Genomic DNA, 17,739 nt, shown 5'->3' on the forward strand with positions numbered 1-17,739 from the left:
TTCTCGTTTTCGGACAGCCTAGCGCGGTTGTGCCGCGGGGCAAGCACTCGACGCGCGGTTGCGGCTGCGGCAAGGGGCCCGGCGTGAACTTGCTCGAGATCCTGGCCGCCACGCTGGTCCTCATCAACATCGCGTTGGTCGCGCGGCGCAGCGTATGGAACTATCCATTCGGTATCGTCGCGGTGACGCTCTATGGCTTCGTGTTCCTGGAGGCGCGACTGTACAGCGACATGCTGTTGCAAGGCTTCTTCCTGGTGCTCAACCTGTATGGCTGGGCGAACTGGCGCGCGTCACGCGCGCAGGCCGGGGAGGTGGTCGTGCTGCGGCTGAATTGGCGCGCGCGGGTGGCGTCGCTGGCCGCGATCTGCATCGCCACGGCTGCGTGGGGATGGTTGATGCATCGCCTGACCGACGCTGCGGCGCCCTGGTGGGATGCGAGCGTAGCGATCGCCAGCGTCGCGGCGCAGTTGCTGCTGGCACGTCGGTATGTCGAGAATTGGGCGCTGTGGATAATCGTCGATCTTATCGCCGTGCCGCTATATGCGACGCGCGGACTCTGGCTGACGTCGGGTATCTATGTCGTGCTGCTCGGCCTGTCGATCTGGGGAGCGATCGACTGGCAGCGCGCAAGGCCGCGATAGGGGGCGTCTCTGAATGAAGGTTCGCACGATCTGTCTTCACGGCCCCGAAAGCACGGGAAAGTCGACCATCGCGCATCGACTTGCCGCGCATCTGGATTGCGAGTTGGTCGAGGAATATGGCCGCGAATATGCCGAAGCGCGCGGCACCGACTTTACCATGCGCGATTTGCTGGAGATCGCGAAAACGCATGATGCGGGGGTGCGCACGATGCTGGCGGCGGGGCTGGAGCCGCTCGTCCTCGACACCGATCCGCTGATGACGGCGGTGTGGGCCGACATGCTGTTCGGCGAGCGCGACCCGTGGTTCGACGAGTGGCAGGGCATGGCCGACCTGTATCTGTTGTTCGACATCGACTTGCCGTGGGTGGCCGACGGTACGCGACTGTTCGGTTCGCCGGACGCACGGCAACGCTTTTTCGACCTGTCCAAAGCCGTGCTGGAGCAGCGCGGCGTACGATGGGCGCTGGTCAGCGGGACCGGTGAGGCGCGTTGGGAAAGCGTGCTACGGGCGATCGAAGGCTGACACGAAAAGGGCCCGCACCGCGTCGCGGCACGAGCCCTGTCCGATCAGCGATCGAGCCGCCTTATTGCGACGGCGCGAGGCCGGTGTTGAGCACCCAGCCGACGTTGTCGTTCTCGTCCGCGACTTCCCACCACAGGCCATTTTTGTTGCCGGTGGGATAGACGATGCCGCCAGCGGGCACCGTGCGGATGACCTTTGCGGCGGCCGCGGCGGCGACACGCATGGCGACCGGCCGCTGCGCCGTGAAGGTCTTGGTGGGCGCGGCTTGCGCCGTGCCGGCGTCGCCCGGGCGGACCAGGCCCAGTTCCTCGACCAGCTTGGTATAAGCCTGAATGAAGGACAGGGTGACGATGCGACCGATCTCGGTATTGTCGTAGCCGCCACCGACCGCGCCCAGGCCGCCGCCGAAGATCCCGACTGCGCCGCCGCCGCCGAACGACAGGTTGCTCTTGGCGGCATAGCCTTCGGTCGTCGCGATCGTCTCGGTCGTGCGAACATTGGTGATCGAGAGGACGGTGTTCGCCTCCATCTTCTTGCTGCGGATGCCGCCGACCAGCCCGCCTAAGCGACCCCCGACCAAGCCGCCGATCGCCGCACCCGCGCCGCCGCCGCTGACATTGCTGTTCGCGCCCTGAAGCTCGGCGACGAGTACGTAGTCGGCGGCCTTGATCTGGCCCTGACCCACGTTCGAGCCGCGCTGAAGCCCCAGATTGCCGCCGATTGCGCGCTCCCGCTCGGCCGCCTGCAGGCCGCTGCCGCGATCGACCAGGTTGAAGCAGCCCGAACGCTGGACCAGCACCTTCAGCAGCTTTTGCGGAGCCGCCAGCGAATATTGCGTCCAGGGGCGGGGATCGTCACCATCGACAACGGACAGCGTGCCCAGCTTGCGCGTGCAGCGCGGCACGTCGGTCATCGTCGCTTCCTGCAGTCTTTGGCCGCTGCTCGGTTTGGCAAGGCGCTGGGCCTGAACCGGAGCTGCAAGACATGCCGACATTGCGGCCGCGGCAACCAGATTTCGTACGATGCGCATGGTGACTGATCCTCCCTTGTCGGGGTGCGAACCCCTGCTCCCGACCGCTCATCCGCGCAACGCAGACGTCGCGGTCATCCGACACACACTGACAATGAAAGGCCTGCGCCTTCCCCCTGGCTAGCCCATATCAGAGGCGCAGGGCGCGCGTCATGCAAAAAACATGGATCAGGGGGCGACCTTGACCCGGCCGGTCTTGCCGCCGCGCAGCGTCCAGAGATCGCCGAAATCCTCATGCGCCAGCTCAGCCGGACGCGTGCCGCCGAGCTGCTCCACGATGTCGGGCACGGTGTTGCTATGGCCGACGATCAGGACTGGACGCGTCGCCGCCTTTGCCCGAGCGACGATGCCGGACGTGTCGCGCGGATCGTAGGTTTCGACTGGAATGCCGCGCCGGGTGGCGAGGGGCGCGGCGGTCTGCCGCGTTCGCCGGTAGTCGGTGACATAGATCGTCGCGATGCGTTTGCCCGCGAGCAGCTTGCCCAGCCGCTCCGCGCGCGCCTTGCCCGCCGGCAGCAGATCGGGATCGCGCTCACCCGCCGGTGTATCATAGTGCCGGGTGACGTAGATCGGCTGGTCCTTCGCCAGCGCGGGGAGGGCGGTGAGACTGGCGAGCAGCAGGAGCAGGATGCGCATCGCCGGATCAGGACGCAACACGGCCCGAAGATCAAGCGGTTTCGGCGGTATCGGCGAGCGCGGCCAGCCGCAGCGCGTTCGCCGTCGCTGCGCCGCTGGTAGTGTTGTCGAAGATGACCCAGCGTTCCAACGCGGCCTTGGGGATCCGTTCGAGCCAGTCCGTCAGCGTCGCATCGTCATAGGAAGAGCGGTAGATCCGGGGCGAGCCGTGCAGGCGGAGATAGGCGAGATCCGGGCGGCCGCCGGGATGGGCGGCCGCCGGTATGGATGACGGGTCGGCAGCCACGCGCGCGGCGCTGTGTTCGGCAAGCATGGCATCGACGGACGGGCCGAACCAGCTGGCATGGCGCGGCTCCCACACGCTGGGCGCGCCGACGACTTCGGCAAACCTGCGCAGGAAGTCGGTGGCGACTCGCCGGTCGAACTCGAACTTCGGCGGCAGCTGGACCAGGATCGGCCCGCGCTTGTCGCCAAGCCCAGCGGTTTCCTCGGCAAAGCGAGCAAGCTGCGCTTCGCAATCGACCAGGCGCGCTTCATGCGTGATCGCCCTTGGCAGCTTGACCGAGAAGCGGAAGTCGGCCGGAACGCTCGCCGCCCAGCGTTCATAGGTGGCGCGGCGATGCGGGCGATAGAAGCTGGAATTGATCTCGGCACAGGCAAGGCGTCCGGCATAACGCGCGAGGTTGCTCGCGCCCGGCGGGAAGCTGTCGCGAACGTCACGCGGAAGTGCCCAGGCGGCGGTGCCGATGCGGAGCGTCATCACCGAACAACGGGAGGACTGGCAGGGGGTTCCTGCGCCTGCTAAGCGCGCGCGATCATGGCAACCGACCTTTCCCGCATCCGCAATTTTTCGATCATCGCGCATATCGATCATGGCAAGTCGACGCTGGCCGATCGCCTCATCCAGCGCACCGGCGGCCTGACCGCACGCGAGATGTCCGAGCAGGTGCTCGACAATATGGACATCGAGAAGGAGCGCGGCATCACCATCAAGGCGCAAACCGTACGCCTCGATTGGAAGGGGCCGGACGGCAACGATTATGTCCTGAACCTGATGGACACGCCAGGCCATGTCGATTTCGCCTATGAAGTGAGCCGGAGCCTCGCGGCGTGCGAGGGCGCGCTGCTGGTCGTCGATGCGGCGCAGGGGGTCGAGGCGCAGACGCTGGCGAACGTCTATCAATCGATCGAGCATGATCACGAGATCGTGCCGGTCATCAACAAGATCGATCTTCCGAGCGCCGAGCCGGAGAAGGTGCGTCACGAGATCGAGGAAGTGATCGGCATCGACGCATCGGGCGCGGTGCTGGCTTCGGCCAAGTCGGGCATCGGCATCGACGAAATCCTGAACGCGGTGGTCGAGCGGATCCCGGCGCCCAAGGGCGACGCAACCGCGCCATTGAAGGCGATGCTGGTCGACAGCTGGTATGACCCGTATCTCGGCGTCGTGATTCTGGTCCGCGTGATCGACGGCACGCTGAAAAAAGGCCAGCAGATCAAGTTCATGGCTGCGGGTACGACGCATCTGGTCGATCGCGTCGGCGCGTTCCGACCCAAGATCGAGCAGCTGCCCGACCTTGGGCCGGGTGAGATCGGCTTCATTACCGCGCAGATCAAGGAAGTGGCGCAGGCCCGCGTCGGCGACACGCTGACCGACGCCAAGCGACCGGCCGCCGAAGCGCTGCCGGGGTTCAAGGAAGTTCAGTCGGTCGTGTTCTGCGGCCTGTTCCCGGTCGATGCCAACGACTTCGAGAAGCTGCGGGAGAGCATTTCGAAGCTGCGGCTCAATGACGCCAGCTTCTCGTTCGAGATGGAAACCTCCGCCGCGCTCGGCTTCGGCTTCCGCTGCGGGTTCCTCGGCCTGCTGCATCTGGAGATCATCCAGGAGCGGCTGATGCGCGAATATGACCTCGACCTCATCACCACCGCGCCGTCGGTCGTCTATCAGATCGAGCTGACGCATGGCGGCGGGCATATCGAGCTGCACAATCCCGCCGACATGCCCGAACCGAACAAGATCGAGAGCATTGCCGAGCCGTGGATCCAGGCGGTGATCTATGTGCCCGACGAGTATCTCGGCTCGATCCTGAAGCTTTGTCAGGACCGGCGCGGCATCCAGAAGAACCTGACCTATGTCGGCGGCCGCGCGCAGGCGACCTATGAACTGCCGCTCAACGAAGTGGTGTTCGACTTCTATGATCGGCTGAAGTCGCTGTCGAAGGGCTATGCCAGCTTCGATTATGAGCAGATCGGCTATCGCGAAGGCGACCTGGTGAAGATGGGCATCCTGGTCAACGAAGAGCCGGTCGATGCGCTCAGCATGATCGTCCACCGCGCATCGGCCGAAACACGCGGGCGCGGCATGGTCGAGCGGCTGAAGGAGCTGATCCCCCGCCATCTGTTCAAGATCCCGATTCAGGCGGCGATCGGCGGCAAGGTGATCGCGCGCGAGACGATCAGCGCGATGCGCAAGGACGTGACCGCCAAATGCTATGGCGGCGATGCGACCCGCAAGCGCAAGCTGCTGGAAAAGCAAAAGAAGGGTAAGGCCAAGATGCGTGAATACGGATCGGTCAGCATTCCGCAGGAAGCCTTTATCGCCGCGCTCCGCATGGGCGACGCCGACTAAGACGGGTCGGGTTCGTCGCCTGCGTAAGGCGCACGAGCCAGTCGCAACTAGGCGCGTCGTCCACTGCCTGCCTCCAGGAGCGCCCGGCTACACCACGGCGCTCCAATCGCCGTGCCCGACAAAATGTTGGGCCTTTACCGCCCCTTAATCCTGATCGCTCTACCCTGTCGGCAAAGGGGAGACCGCCTTGCGCATTCTGATCGTGGATGACGAGCCGGGAATGCAGCAGTCCTATCGCCATTGCTTCGAGCGTGGGCGGGACGGGGCGGCGCTCGATGCGATGGCGGCAGAGCTGTTTGGCGGCGACTTCCAGCCGGACGTGGACGCCGATCCCGCATTCAGGCCGACCTATTGCGCCCAGGGCGCAGAGGCGGTGGCTGCAGTAAGGGCCTCGCTTCACCACGGCGATCGCTATGCCGTCGCGTTCATCGATGTCCGTATGCCGCCGGGCATCGATGGGCGAGAGACGGCGAAACAAATCCGCGAACTGGACCCGGAGATCAACCTGGTCATCGTGACCGGCTATTCCGATTTCTCGCCGATCGAGATCAGCCGCGTTGCTGGGCCGGCGGACAAGATCTTCTATATCGCCAAGCCGTTTCAGGCCGAGGAGGTGGTCCAGACCGCAACGGCGCTGACCAGGCGGTGGGCGATGGACCGCGAACTGGCCGCAACGATGGCGTTGCTTGAGGCGCAGAAGGCAGAACTCGCCGCCAATGAGAGCAAGGCCACCTACCTTGCCATGCATGACAGCCTGACCGATGCGCCCAACCGGCTGGCCTTCATGCGAGCGCTGACCGAGCATGTGCGCGGGGCCGACTGCTTTGCCATGGCGATGATGGATCTCGACCGGTTCAAGCTCGTCAACGACAGTTTCGGCCATGTCGCAGGGGACGAACTGATCCGCATGGTATGCCGCATCGTCCAGCAATGCATGAGCGACGGCTTCGTCGCTCGATTGGGCGGCGATGAGTTCGCAATGCTGATCAAGGTGAGTGGGGCGGGGGAGGCGGTCGCGGCGCTGGAAAAGCTGCTGCACTGCTGTGCCACCACCTTCACTGTGTTCGGCCATAGCGTGCAGGGGTCGGCATCGGCGGGCCTTGTCGTCTGCGAACCGGGCCTGCGGCACGATCCGATCGATGTGATGCGCCGCGCCGATCTGGCGCTGAACGAGGCCAAGCGGGCAGGGCGCGGCACCGTAAGGCTGTTCGATGAAAGCATGGACACGGCGATCCGCTTTCGCGGCCGCGTCGAGAGCGGGTTGAGCCAGGCGATCGACAATGGCGAGCTCAGGCTGGTCTATCAGCCGATCGTCGCACGCGACCAGCTGGAGGTCATCGCGTTCGAGGCGCTGCTACGCTGGAAGAGTCCGGACTTCGGCGACGTTCAGCCGAGCCAGTTCATTCCGATCGCCGAGGAAACCGACCTGATCCACGAACTGGGTGATTGGGTGCTGGACGCGGCGCTTGCCGTGCTGGCGCGTTGGCCAGGTCAGTACGTGTCGGTGAACTTCTCACCCCGCCAGTTTCGCCGTCACAATTTCGTCGGGCATATCATGGAGCGCGTCCAGCGCGCAGGTGTCGCGCCCAACCGGTTGCAGATCGAAATCACCGAGACGGCCCTGTTCGACGATGCCGAGCGCGCCGCCGATACGCTGTATCGCCTGCGCCAGATGGGTTTTCGCATTGCGCTGGACGATTTCGGAACGGGCTATTCCAGCTTCTACAACATCCGCACGTTCGCACTGGATTGCCTGAAGATCGACCGCAGTTTCATCGACGGCATGGGCCGCGAGCGGGAGAGCGCTGCCATCGTTCATTCGATCATCAACCTCGGCCGTGCACTGGGCCTTGAAGTGGTGGCCGAGGGGGTCGAGACGGCGGCTCAGCTTCAGGCGCTTCGCGTTGCGGGATGCAGCCACTATCAAGGCTATTACCTCGCCCGCCCGCTCGAGCATGACCTGGCGGCCGAGGTAGCGGGCGAGCGGTACCTAGCCCCCGACGCCGATCTTGTGCCGACGGCGGACGGCACGCACGGCCGATGAGGCGCGTGACCAATCTGCGTAGCCTGTTCCAGGCTTCGCTCGGTGCGAAGCTGATCGCCATCATGACGGCGAGCGTTCTGCTGCCGGCCGCGGCGATGGCGCTTTCGCTATCGCTAGTCCCGGCACCTTCAACGCTGCACCTGGTGGCAATGGGGCTTGCATTGCTGCTGGCGAGCGCGGCGGCGTTGAGTTGGGCGGCCATGCGGTTCGTGCTGCGGCCGATCAACCGCCTGGAACGGCACATGGGTGTGGTTCGCCGCTCGGGACACTCCGCTCCCTTCGTCGACATGTCACGAGACGACGAGATCGGGCGACTGGTCGGCAGCTTCAACGCGATGCTCGCGCAGCTCAAGGACCTGCGCGAACGGGTGGAGGGTCAGTCGTTCAAGCTTGGCCAGTCCGAACAAGCGATTGCCGTAATGCACAATGTCCGCAATGCGCTGAACCCCATCAGCACCGTCTTGAGTCAGGGCGTGCCCAACTCGGCGCTGACCGATCGCAGCCTGCTCAACCGTACGATCGCCGAGCTGGCCGATGGCAGCTTGCCGGCTGTCCGGCGCGAAAAGCTCGCCGCTTTCCTCGCCGCAGCGATCGAAAGCGAGGCACAGGCGCACGAGAAGCGTCAGGCACGGCTGGAAATCTGTCGTGATGCGCTGAACAACGTGCTCGAGATTATCGGCCAACAGCAAGCCGATGCGCAGGCCCGCCCCGCGCTGGTGCCGTGCGACGTGACCGAGATCGTCGCGCGCAACGCCACCATCGCGCGCTATTCCGGAACAGCCTCGCTCGCCTTCCATTTCCCGTCCAAACCTCACTGGGTCATGGCAAATCGCGTGTTGCTGAGCCAGGTCGTCGGCAACCTGTTCGCCAACGCGGCAGAGGCCATCGCCGCCAGCGGGCGGGGCGGCGGCAGCATTGCGGTCCTGATCCACGAGCGCGGCGGCATGATCGAAGTGGTCGTGCGCGACGATGGCGAGGGGTTCGATCCGGCTATGGCGCCCAGGCTGTTCCACCGCGGCTTTTCCACGCGCGCGCACAAGTCGGGCGGATTGGGCCTGCACTGGTGCGCGAATACGATGCAGTCGATGGGAGGGGCATTGGCGCTGAGGAGCGACGGCCGCGGGCACGGCACGCGAGCGATCCTGTCGCTCCAAGCCGCGGCGATCCTGCCGATCGAGGCAGCAGCCTGAGAAATTTGCGATTAGCGGGCTTCGGATCAGCCGATCCGGCGAGTGGGGTTGATGTCGTCGCTGCGGCGCAAGTGCGGGGCGATCAGGTTGCGTGAGCGAAAGAAGGCTTGGGACTGCGCATCGAGCGTATCGAAGTTGCCGATCACCCGGCGGCACCGGTCGCTGCGACACTGGCAGATCATGTGCCAGTTCGATTGCGCCAGTGCAGTCGAATAATCCCAGCTGATCTCGTCGCCGCAATAGATATCGCGAAGTGCGACAAGCACGGCGCCGTCATCGGTGAACCGCAAGCCCGCATTCGGGTCGCAGCTGTGATTGATCGAGTGGCGGAGGCGGACCGGGAAGGGACGCGCACGGTGGACCGCAGCGCCGACGCCGCGCATTGCGTGATCCTGGATAATGCCTGGCACCTGGCCGGGTGGGAAGTCGTGACGCGTGAAGCGAACCAGTTCGGCGCCGGCGGCAAAGCGGCATCTTGCGTAGACGCCCCAACCCAGATGGCTTTCACGCAGGGCGAACAGATTGCGATTGTGGCGATAGCGGTCGAACCGGGACAGGCCATTTTGAACGTGGCGGAACGCGGCCGCCGGGTTGCTCGTGCCGACGCTTGCGACCAGCCAGATTGCGGCGCTACCCGCCAGATGTGCGGCGACCACGAGCGCGCCACTCACCATGTCGCGGCCAAGCACGGCAAACAGCGCAAAAAGGCTGGCGGCCGCCCAGAGCCCCCATGGCGAGGGCAATTCGCGGCCCGGGTCGCGCCGCAAGCTCGTCAAGGTCAACCAGAAGCCGAGTGAAGATGCCCCCGCGACGAGCAACGGCGCGGCCGTGGCGCCTGGCCACGCCACCGCCATCGTCAGCGCCAAGATTGATCCCGCGATGCACGTCGCCTCAACGCGATTCGGTGCCACCCAGCCTGATCGGCGCCACGAGATCAGTGCGATGACGGCGCAGCACAGGGCAGACAGCAGCAAGACGGGGCCTGCCGGCGGACCGGATGCGGTCGCCAGGCCGGTCAGCGCCGCTACGCCGCTCATAAGGCTCCAGATCAGCCAGGATGCGCGGCTGGGCCGAATACGCGCGCGCAGCAAATTGCGCAGATAGGCGGCGTAGCCGGTAACGGCGCAGCCTATCGCGATCACTATCCAGATTTCGGTCACCGCGCCGCTCCACGCCACCGCCGAGACATTTACCCTGATCGAATCTGCCCGTCAAAGGCCGGGTTGCCGCTTGCGGAACCTGGTGAACGCCCCGCTGCTGCCTACACCGACGGGTCAGCGCCGCTCGGCATCTCGCCGCTTCACGCTGGCGTCGCCAGCAAGGCGAAGCTTACGCCAATGCTGCTTTCTGCGGTACACCGCGCCACTGATCGCCCCCGCAATTAGCATGACCGCGATGAGGCTGTAAGCGATCCATTCGCGGGGTTCCAAATCAAGCACGCCTGCACTCCGAAAAAACAGCCCGACCGATCGGCGGGGAATATGCGCGATCAGATACCTGTGATGCGCCCGATGATCAATTCCGCGGCGCGACTGTAGCGCATAAAGCAGCGGCGACGTGCGACGATCCGCGCCACATGCGACGCGGCGCGGCGGTCAGACCTGCCCCGCGTTGCACCCACGGGACACGCCGTGGCGCTGTTCGTTCAACAGGCAATCTGCGCTGGGTACAAAAAAACGCGCGGCCCCGTGGGGAACGCGCGCTTCGCCTCCGAAGAGACAGCCCGGACACGACGGTCAGCTTACGCCTTACGCCGGGGTCCGGGCTAGAAGCGGATTACCAGGGGCGAAGCGTTTCGCCGTAGGTCTCGCCGAGCAGAAATGCGAACATCGATATTCTCCCGTTACACGCAACGGCGTGTGCGATATGGTTAACAGAGCTTTAACCATAAATCAAGAGACGTTCGAGCCAGCCTGCTTTCGGCGGGGTTCGTCGGGTTCGTCCTTAAGAATTCCTTCAAGTCTGATGGTTATCCGGAGCATCATGTCCGACCATGTCGACATCACCGGCACTCCCCAGCCGTTCGGCGCCCGACCCCTGTCGCTCGCCCGGCCGACGCGCGACTTCGATGTGCCGATCCGGATCCGCGGCAAGCAGAGGGGCGTCGCGGGCTTGTCGGATTCAGGCATCGGTCCGCGCGGCTTTCCCGGCGTGTGGCGGTCGCTCGCGATGTGCGAGATCATCAACTTCCAGTCGCTGCGCCGCCACCTTGGCCGCCCGCGCGCGGATACGCTGGTCCAAGATATCGCGAACCGGATCGCCGAACGCGATCCCGATATCCGTTTGTCGGTCGCCGGTCGCGCGCTGCTCGAACTGAATTACGAGACCCAGTCGATCGAGGAATCAACTGCGATCGTCCAAGGTCTGTCCCGCGCCTTTTCCCGCGCGCTCGACCTGGATGGCGAACGGCATCTGGTGCAGCTGCGCTGGGGCATCGCGGCAGTGCCCGCCGGCGAGGACGATGAAGTTCGGCTGACCGAGGCCGCCGAGCTTGCGCTGGAGCAGGCGCGCTCAGAAAGCCGCGTCGTGACGCTGGATCTGTCCGATGCGAATTCGGCACTCGATCGCGCCAGCCTGATGCGCGAGCTGCCGCATGCCATCGCGTCGGGTCAGCTGTTCCTGCAATACCAGCCAAAGGTGAACGTTCGCCGCCAGGAAATCGCCGGTGCCGAAGCGCTGGTGCGCTGGCGCCATCCGATGCGTGGCCTGATCCTGCCGGGCGACTTCATCTCGGCAGCCGAGGAATGCGGCGAGATCGCGGGGCTGACGCTATGGACCATGCGTCAGGTCATTGCCGATCAGCAGGTGATGCAGGCGCATGGTCACGACCTGCCGGTCTTCATCAACATTTCGGGCGTGCTGCTTGCGGACGATGCCTTCGTCGCCGAGGCGTGCCTCATCGTCAAGGAATCGCAGGCCAAGATCGGCTTCGAGATCACCGAGACCGCCGTCATCCGCGACCCCGATAGCGCCATCGCGCATCTTCAGCGATTTTCCGAAATTGGTATACCGCTGGCCATCGACGACTATGGCGCGGGACTATCCTCGCTGGCCTATCTCAAGCAGCTTCCCGCGGCCGAGCTGAAGATCGACAAGATGTTCGTCATGCAGCTCACGTCCAGCAACCGCGATCCGCTGATCGTCCGATCGACCATCGACTTGGCGCATGCCCTAGAGATGGAAGTGACGGCAGAAGGTGTCGAGACGCCTGCCGCGCTTGCGCTGCTGAGCGTCATGGGGTGCGACATGGTGCAAGGGTATCTGATCAGCCGCCCCGTGGCGCTCGATGCATTCATCCGCTTTCTGGATGATGAAGGGCACAAAGCCGTCGCCGCGCTGCGACCGAGCTTCGTTCGCCCGGACGGGTTCTGGCGAAAGACCAGCTGATGTTGCGCACCCTGCTGTTGGCGGCGTTGCTGTTGGTCAGCGCGCCGGCGCTGGCGCAGCAACAAGCGGCCGACCGGCTGATTGCGGATGCAAAGGCCGCGATGATGGCTGAACCCAGCCGCGCGCTGACGGTCGCGGCGCAGGCCGAACGGCGCGCCACGCTGATCGCCGACCCGAACGCGCGCGCGACTGGAATGGCCACGGCGCTTTGGCTGCAGAGCGAAGCCTTGCTTCGCCTGCGTGATGCGAAGGCGGCGCAACCCCGCATTACCCGGGCGTTGCGCATGATTGCCGGCGGCAACGCGCCACCCAAATTGCGGGGCGACTTGCTGATGGCAAGGTCCGGCGTGCAGCAGGCACAGTCGCGGCCCGCCGAAGCGATGGCTTCGCTGCAAGAAGCGTTCAACATCTTCGGTGCTGCAGGCGAACGGCGCAGCCAATCGCTCGCGCTGCAGATGATCGCCGCGCTCTATACCGAAGCCAACGACTATGTAAGTGCGGAGAAGTATTTCAAGCAGGCCGCCGAAGTATATGAAGGCGACCCGCAACTACTGCTGTTTCTTTACAACAATCGCGGTGCGGCTCTGCTCCAGCTGGAGCGTCCGGCCGATGCGATGGGTCAGTTCCGGTTGGCCCTGGATGTGGCCCGGAAGCTCGGTAGCGACACCTTGCTGCCGCCGATCTATGCGAATTTGGCTCGCTCCCTGCTCGAGCTCGGCAGACCCAGCCAAGCCGATGCGATGATCGACAGCGGGTTGCGGAGTGCCGCGCGCGCCGGGCAGGATGCGCCCGCGCGACTGTTGGCGATCCGTGCCGAAATCGCGCTGCAGCGCGGGCAGCTGGACACAGCGAGGCGGCTGATCGAGCGCAGCTTTGCAGGCGTCGATTTGTCGAACACGCCGATCGCGTTCCGCGACGCGCACCTGACCGCCTATCAGATTTACAAGAGGCTGGGCGAGGATAGCCTGGCTCTGCCTCACCTTGAACGCACTCGCGCCATGGGCCTGGAAACGGCGGCGCTGGCAACGTCAACCAGCACCGCGCTGATGGCGGCCCGGTTCGACTATGCAAATCAGGAATTGCGCATCGCCAACCTGAAAGCGGAGGAACTGCGCAAGGCAGCCGAATTCCAGCGGACGATCTTTTATGGCCTGGCCGGCGCGACCCTGGTCGTCATCACGCTGCTGAGCATCGGCCTGTTCACTATCCGTCGCAGCCGCAACCAGGTGCGCGCGGCCAACACCGAACTCAACCAGACCAACGTTGCGCTTGAAAAGGCGTTGAAGGCCAAGACCGAGTTCCTGGCAACCACCAGCCATGAAATCCGCACGCCGTTGAACGGGATCCTTGGTATGACGCAGATCATGCTGCGCGATCCGGCGGTGTCAGCGACGACGCGCGATCGCCTGGGCATCGTGCACGGTGCAGGCATGACGATGCGCGCGCTCGTCGACGACATCCTTGACGTCGCCAAGATGGAGACCGGCAACCTCTCCGTCGATCTGGCACCGACGGACCTTCACCATATGCTGCGTGACGTAACGCGGATGTGGGAGGAGCAGGCCAAGGCCAAGGATGTGGACTTTCAACTGGACATCGCCGACGCGCCGCGGTGGATCGAGACGGACAGCGGGCGGCTGCGGCAGATGCTGTTCAACCTGCTGTCGAACGCGGTCAAGTTCACCGAGCAGGGGTCAGTCGGCTTGCGTGCCGCCGCGGCGGGCGAGCGGTTGCTGATCGAGATTTCCGATACCGGCATCGGCATCCCGGCCGACAAGCACGAGGAGATCTTCGAATCGTTCAAGCAGGCGGATTCGGGCACGACGCGCAAGTTCGGCGGCACGGGGCTGGGGCTTGCCATCGTCCGCAACCTTGGCCGCGCGCTGGACGGCGAGGTGCGGGTCCATAGCGTGGAAGGCGAGGGGACGACATTTACCGTGAGCCTGCCGATCCGCCTGGCCGAACCGCCGGCCGGAACGGGGGCAGTGGCCGATCATCGCGAGACGATCGTGGTGCTCGACAAGAACCCGATTGCCCGCGGGATGTTGCGTGCGTTGTTCGCACCGAAGTTCGCGGCAGTGGAGTTTGCCGCGACGGCTGATGAGGCGATCGAGCGCCTGCCTTCTGAAGGCAGCGCATTGTTGCTGTGCGACGAAATCACGCTCAAGGCTGCTGACGAGGAGGTGATGGAGGCGCTCAACCAATTGGTGGCCAGGGCAAAGGCGGCCGGCGCGCGCACGGCGGTGCTTTGGAGCAAGCCGGACGAAGCGATCCTGACGCAACTGCGCGCCACCGCGGTGGACATCATCGTCGCCAAGCCGATTGCCGGACCCGCGTTGATCGATGCGCTCATGCCCGGAGGGCGGGAAAATGATGGTCACGAACGTGACGGCAAGCTTGTATCCGAAGCGGCTTAGGGCGATATCACACATATGACTTCGCTGCTTACCCATCCCATGGCGCCGACGCTGGCATGAACATCCTGTTTATCGAGGATGATCCGATGAATCGTCGGGTCGTTCGCGACATGCTTGACGTGGCCGGCGCTTCGATGGCCGAGGCGGAACATGCCGAGGCTGGCCTGAAGCGGATCGAGGAAGAGGAATTCGACGTCATCCTGGTCGATCTGCGGATGCCCGGCATGGATGGGATCGAAGCGATCGAGCACATCCGCGCCCGGGACGATCACAAGGCCGAACTGCCGATCGTGGTGGTGACCGCGGACACGGCGATCGACCTGCGCGAGCGTTGCCTGAAGGCCGGTGCGGACGAAGTGTTGTTCAAGCCGGTGGCGATGGACGACCTGTTCGACACGATCGGCCGCGTGCTGGCGCAGCGCAGTGGCGACGGGATGCTGATCTAGTAGCCTGCGTGGCGGCGCGGCGGACCGCCGTGCGCATCAATAGGTTTGTACCGGCGAGTGGATCCAGCGAAATTCCCGGAACCACTTGGTGATGATGTACTTGGTTCCCTTCACCACCGGTGACCCTTCGTGCAGCGTTGCGGGGTTGGGCGCGCCATCGGGCTTCATGTTGTTCCAGGCGAGGAGCATGCCCCGTTTGGGTGCGACGCGGATGCCGGCCTGCGGGAACCAGGTGGCGCCGCCTTCCTCGACCTCGTTCAGGTAGATCATCGCCGTCCACGTACGCTGACCGCCTGAAGCCTTCATCGCTGCCCAATATTCCTGATTTTCGCTGAACCAGTCGTAATGCGGACGAAATTGCTGGCCGGGCGCGTAGCGCTGTCCCTGCATCGTCTCACCATGTTCGGGCGGCACGCCGATCAGATTTGCCATGCGTTCGTCGATCGGCTGAACCTGCGGCGACCAGCGGTCGAGGTCGCAGCTTTCGCTGGTGCGGAATTCAGGGTCCTGCGACGGGGCGAGCAAGGTCGAAGGCCGGCGATTGGCGTCGATCAACCGCATCAGCAGGTCGCATTCCGCGTCGCTTAGAAAGCCGGGATAATAATAGATCTGCGCGGCATCCACCTTGGCCTTGCGCACCGCCGGATTGGCTTCGAGCCGCGTCGCGACCTGTCGCGACAGCCGTGCTCGCGCAAGCGATCCGCTGGTCTGGTTCTGCTTTTTGGCGAAGATGTTCAGCATGCCGCGCAATGTGCCGCGCAGGTGCCAAAATACAAGCGTCGCGGAACGCAAAGAGGCCCGACCGTTGCCGGCCGGGCCTCCCTTGCGTGACATCGAGGATGCCTACCAGAAGATATCGTATTCGACGTCGATCACCTCGCCCGTGTCGATATCGACCAGCAGCGCGTCGTTGTAATAGCGCACCCAGCGATACGGCCCATAAGCCGGCGGCAGGCGATAGTAGAAGGGATCGTTGATCCAGTAATTGGACGAAAACAGCATCGATCCCAGGGTCAGGCCGATCGAGAAACGCCGATAGCCGTAATTCCATCCCGACGGCGCATAATAGCGCGGCAGGCGATAGATGTGACGGTTGGCCTGACGATAGCCGTTCCAGTTATAGCGGCGATCCTGGCGCCAGTTGCGGCTCCAGTCGCGGTCGCCACGACGATATTGTTGTTGCCCGCTGTAGCGCCGCTGTCCGTCATACTGGCGCTGTCCATCGTAACGTCGCTGGCCATCGTAGCGCCGCTGGCCGTCATCGCGGCGCTGACCATCATACTGCCGCTGTGCGCCGGCGCGTGGCTGGCCGTCATAACGCTGCCCGCCATCGGCCTGCCGCTGGCTCCAGTCGCGGCGCGGCTGTGGCTGCTGGACCTGTTGCTGCGGGACCTGCTGCTGTGGCGCACGGGACTGGCGCTGCTGACGGTCGCCGCCGTTCCACTGCCGCTGGCGATCGCCGCCCCATTGACGCTGCTGCGGCGCAGCCGGGGTCTGTGGCTGAGGCGCCTGGTACTGGCGCTGTGGACGTTCGCCGCCGCCCGCCTGGCGCTGCTGGCGCTCGCCGCCGCCCCATTGCCGCTGCTGGCGCTGGCCGTCAGCCGGACGCGCTTCGCCGCCGCGCCCGCGCCATTGGCCACGCTCCTGCGCAGTCGCTGCCACCGGGCTCAAGATGGTCGCACCGATCAGTGCGCCCAGAATGAACTTCTTCATCGTTGTCCTCCGCTCCCGGCAGAGCGCCGGCGTTCAGAATATCCCGTCAATGCACCGATTCGGCTGACCCATCTCTGAACTCTGCTGACAGCATTGCGAAAGGATTCAGGATGTTGCGGCGGCAGGTCCGGCGTCCGTGTCAGCGCCATCGTCCTCGCCCCGCGCCATTCGCGCGGCGCGCCCGACCGCCTCGACCAGGCGGGGATAGATTCCGCAGCGGCACAGGTTGGTGATCGCGCCGGCGATGTCCTCTTCCGAAGGGTTGCGGTTCCTGCGCAACAATGCCGCCGCCGCCATGACCATCCCTGGAATGCAGTAGCCGCATTGCACGACATTCGCGGCCAGAAAGGCGCGCTGGACGGGATGGTCGTTGTTGGCCGAAAGCCCTTCGATCGTCGTGACGAATGTCCCCTCGATCGATCCGATGCTCACCTGGCAGGACCGCACGGCTGCCCCGTCAATGTCGACCGTGCACGCCCCGCAATCCCCGCTGCCGCAGCCATATTTGGTTCCGGTCAGATTGGACGCTTCGCGCAATGCCCAGAGCAGCGGCGTGCGGGGGTCGAGCTGATATTCGACCGGCTGGTTGTTGACGGTGAACCGGGTCATGCGGCCGGCGCGGATTGCAGCAAGGCACTGCGCAGCATCGTGCAGACGATCTCGTCACGCTGGTTGAACATGACGTGGCGGAACGTGACGATACCTTGGCCCGGGCGCGACCTGGATGGCCGCAGTTCGACCACCTCCGTCTCGGCGCGCAGCGTGTCGCCGATGAAGACGGGCTTGGGCATGCGCACTTCGTCATAGCCGAGATTGGCGATCAGCGTGCCGAGCGTGGTGTCGCCGACCGAGATGCCGACCAGCAGCGCGAAGGTGAAGGTTCCATTGACGAGGATGCGGCCGAATTCGCTGGCGCCGGCGGCCTCGGCATCGAGATGCAGCGGTTGCGGATTGTGCGTCAGCGTCGAGATCAGCAGATTGTCCGTCTCGGTTACCGTCCGTCGCAGGTCGTGAGCGATCCGATCGCCCACCTGCCACGCGTCGAAATATCGTCCGGCCATCGCCTGTTCTCCCGCTATGCCG

The 17,739-nt window shown here is 64.7% G+C and carries 16 protein-coding genes; 8 read left to right on the top strand and 8 right to left on the bottom strand.

Features of this window, described 5'->3' with window-relative positions; all coding sequences use genetic code 11:
• Positions 1 to 83: 83 nt before the first annotated feature.
• Positions 84 to 641 carry a nicotinamide riboside transporter PnuC gene (pnuC, locus tag BFL28_RS07515; protein ID WP_069320006.1) on the top strand — a complete coding sequence of 186 codons (558 nt, stop codon included), beginning with the start codon at positions 84 to 86 and terminating at the stop codon, positions 639 to 641.
• A gap of 13 nt (positions 642 to 654) precedes the next feature.
• Complete coding sequence (locus BFL28_RS07520) at positions 655 to 1,164, top strand: AAA family ATPase (protein ID WP_069319967.1); 510 nt, start codon at positions 655 to 657, stop codon at positions 1,162 to 1,164.
• A gap of 61 nt (positions 1,165 to 1,225) precedes the next feature.
• Here the strand turns inward: BFL28_RS07520 and BFL28_RS07525 are convergent, their stop codons facing one another.
• The 3 genes from BFL28_RS07525 to BFL28_RS07535 all read right to left on the bottom strand — a co-directional run bounded on the left by BFL28_RS07525 (position 1,226) and on the right by BFL28_RS07535 (position 3,590).
• Positions 1,226 to 2,188: a CsgG/HfaB family protein gene (locus BFL28_RS07525; RefSeq protein WP_241527263.1), complete on the bottom strand. Its 963-nt coding sequence runs from the start codon at positions 2,186 to 2,188 to the stop codon at positions 1,226 to 1,228.
• A 174-nt stretch (positions 2,189 to 2,362) separates the two neighbouring features.
• Complete coding sequence (locus BFL28_RS07530) at positions 2,363 to 2,830, bottom strand: SixA phosphatase family protein (protein ID WP_069319969.1); 468 nt, start codon at positions 2,828 to 2,830, stop codon at positions 2,363 to 2,365.
• A 31-nt stretch (positions 2,831 to 2,861) separates the two neighbouring features.
• Positions 2,862 to 3,590, bottom strand: a complete 729-nt coding sequence (locus BFL28_RS07535) for a DUF72 domain-containing protein (RefSeq protein WP_069319970.1) — start codon at positions 3,588 to 3,590, stop codon at positions 2,862 to 2,864.
• Positions 3,591 to 3,647: 57 nt separating this feature from the next.
• Between BFL28_RS07535 and lepA the strand changes: the two genes are divergently transcribed.
• The 3 genes from lepA (at position 3,648) to BFL28_RS07550 (ending at position 8,693) form a co-directional block, all read left to right on the top strand.
• On the top strand, positions 3,648 to 5,459 hold the full coding sequence (gene lepA, locus BFL28_RS07540) for a translation elongation factor 4 (protein WP_069319971.1): 1,812 nt from the start codon (positions 3,648 to 3,650) through the stop codon (positions 5,457 to 5,459).
• 187 nt (positions 5,460 to 5,646) lie between these two features.
• Positions 5,647 to 7,503: a putative bifunctional diguanylate cyclase/phosphodiesterase gene (locus BFL28_RS07545; protein ID WP_069319972.1), complete on the top strand. Its 1,857-nt coding sequence runs from the start codon at positions 5,647 to 5,649 to the stop codon at positions 7,501 to 7,503.
• Positions 7,504 to 7,508: 5 nt separating this feature from the next.
• Positions 7,509 to 8,693 (top strand): sensor histidine kinase, encoded by a 1,185-nt coding sequence (locus BFL28_RS07550; RefSeq protein ID WP_241527260.1) that lies wholly within the window; start codon positions 7,509 to 7,511, stop codon positions 8,691 to 8,693.
• Positions 8,694 to 8,719: 26 nt separating this feature from the next.
• Here BFL28_RS07550 and BFL28_RS07555 read toward each other — a convergent pair whose 3' ends face one another.
• Positions 8,720 to 9,853, bottom strand: a complete 1,134-nt coding sequence (locus BFL28_RS07555) for an SET domain-containing protein-lysine N-methyltransferase (RefSeq protein ID WP_069320007.1) — start codon at positions 9,851 to 9,853, stop codon at positions 8,720 to 8,722.
• Positions 9,854 to 10,658: 805 nt separating this feature from the next.
• Between BFL28_RS07555 and BFL28_RS07560 the strand changes: the two genes are divergently transcribed.
• Genes BFL28_RS07560 through BFL28_RS07570 form a run of 3 tightly spaced genes read left to right on the top strand, consistent with a single transcriptional unit; the run spans position 10,659 to position 14,943 of the window.
• The gene (locus tag BFL28_RS07560; RefSeq protein ID WP_241527261.1) at positions 10,659 to 12,080 is read left to right on the top strand and encodes a GGDEF domain-containing phosphodiesterase; all 1,422 of its coding nucleotides are present in this window, start codon (positions 10,659 to 10,661) and stop codon (positions 12,078 to 12,080) included.
• Entirely contained in the window at positions 12,080 to 14,497 is a 2,418-nt protein-coding gene (locus BFL28_RS07565; protein ID WP_069319974.1) for a sensor histidine kinase, read from the top strand. The genes BFL28_RS07560 and BFL28_RS07565 overlap by 1 nt, the downstream gene beginning before the upstream one ends.
• Positions 14,498 to 14,553: 56 nt before the next feature.
• The gene (locus tag BFL28_RS07570; RefSeq protein WP_069319975.1) at positions 14,554 to 14,943 is read left to right on the top strand and encodes a response regulator; all 390 of its coding nucleotides are present in this window, start codon (positions 14,554 to 14,556) and stop codon (positions 14,941 to 14,943) included.
• Positions 14,944 to 14,979: 36 nt separating this feature from the next.
• Here BFL28_RS07570 and BFL28_RS07575 read toward each other — a convergent pair whose 3' ends face one another.
• The 4 genes from BFL28_RS07575 to BFL28_RS07590 all read right to left on the bottom strand — a co-directional run bounded on the left by BFL28_RS07575 (position 14,980) and on the right by BFL28_RS07590 (position 17,717).
• On the bottom strand, positions 14,980 to 15,684 hold the full coding sequence (locus tag BFL28_RS07575) for a 2OG-Fe(II) oxygenase (protein ID WP_069319976.1): 705 nt from the start codon (positions 15,682 to 15,684) through the stop codon (positions 14,980 to 14,982).
• A gap of 102 nt (positions 15,685 to 15,786) precedes the next feature.
• Positions 15,787 to 16,656, bottom strand: coding sequence for an RcnB family protein (locus tag BFL28_RS07580; protein WP_069319977.1), 870 nt, complete (start codon positions 16,654 to 16,656; stop codon positions 15,787 to 15,789).
• A 105-nt stretch (positions 16,657 to 16,761) separates the two neighbouring features.
• The gene (locus tag BFL28_RS07585) at positions 16,762 to 17,265 is read right to left on the bottom strand and encodes a (2Fe-2S)-binding protein (protein WP_069319978.1); all 504 of its coding nucleotides are present in this window, start codon (positions 17,263 to 17,265) and stop codon (positions 16,762 to 16,764) included.
• Positions 17,262 to 17,717, bottom strand: a complete 456-nt coding sequence (locus BFL28_RS07590; protein WP_069319979.1) for a MaoC family dehydratase — start codon at positions 17,715 to 17,717, stop codon at positions 17,262 to 17,264. The genes BFL28_RS07585 and BFL28_RS07590 overlap by 4 nt, the downstream gene beginning before the upstream one ends.
• Between the last annotated feature and the right edge of the window lie 22 nt (positions 17,718 to 17,739).

It is taken from the genome of Sphingomonas turrisvirgatae, assembly GCF_001721295.1.
Taxonomy (GTDB): domain Bacteria; phylum Pseudomonadota; class Alphaproteobacteria; order Sphingomonadales; family Sphingomonadaceae; genus Sphingomonas; species Sphingomonas turrisvirgatae.

What these genes read in the sequence shown, in the direction of transcription:
- BFL28_RS07520 (WP_069319967.1), top strand. Translation starts at nt 655, where the DNA reads ATGAAGGTTCGCACGATCTGTCTTCACGGCCCCGAAAGCACGGGAAAG.
- BFL28_RS07530 (WP_069319969.1), bottom strand. Translation starts at nt 2,830, where the DNA reads ATGCGCATCCTGCTCCTGCTGCTCGCCAGTCTCACCGCCCTCCCCGCG.
- BFL28_RS07535 (WP_069319970.1), bottom strand. Translation starts at nt 3,590, where the DNA reads ATGACGCTCCGCATCGGCACCGCCGCCTGGGCACTTCCGCGTGACGTT.
- lepA (WP_069319971.1), top strand. Translation starts at nt 3,648, where the DNA reads ATGGCAACCGACCTTTCCCGCATCCGCAATTTTTCGATCATCGCGCAT.
- BFL28_RS07560 (WP_241527261.1), top strand. Translation starts at nt 10,659, where the DNA reads ATGGTTATCCGGAGCATCATGTCCGACCATGTCGACATCACCGGCACT.
- BFL28_RS07565 (WP_069319974.1), top strand. Translation starts at nt 12,080, where the DNA reads ATGTTGCGCACCCTGCTGTTGGCGGCGTTGCTGTTGGTCAGCGCGCCG.
- BFL28_RS07570 (WP_069319975.1), top strand. Translation starts at nt 14,554, where the DNA reads ATGAACATCCTGTTTATCGAGGATGATCCGATGAATCGTCGGGTCGTT.
- BFL28_RS07575 (WP_069319976.1), bottom strand. Translation starts at nt 15,684, where the DNA reads ATGCTGAACATCTTCGCCAAAAAGCAGAACCAGACCAGCGGATCGCTT.
- BFL28_RS07580 (WP_069319977.1), bottom strand. Translation starts at nt 16,656, where the DNA reads ATGAAGAAGTTCATTCTGGGCGCACTGATCGGTGCGACCATCTTGAGC.
- BFL28_RS07585 (WP_069319978.1), bottom strand. Translation starts at nt 17,265, where the DNA reads ATGACCCGGTTCACCGTCAACAACCAGCCGGTCGAATATCAGCTCGAC.
- BFL28_RS07590 (WP_069319979.1), bottom strand. Translation starts at nt 17,717, where the DNA reads ATGGCCGGACGATATTTCGACGCGTGGCAGGTGGGCGATCGGATCGCT.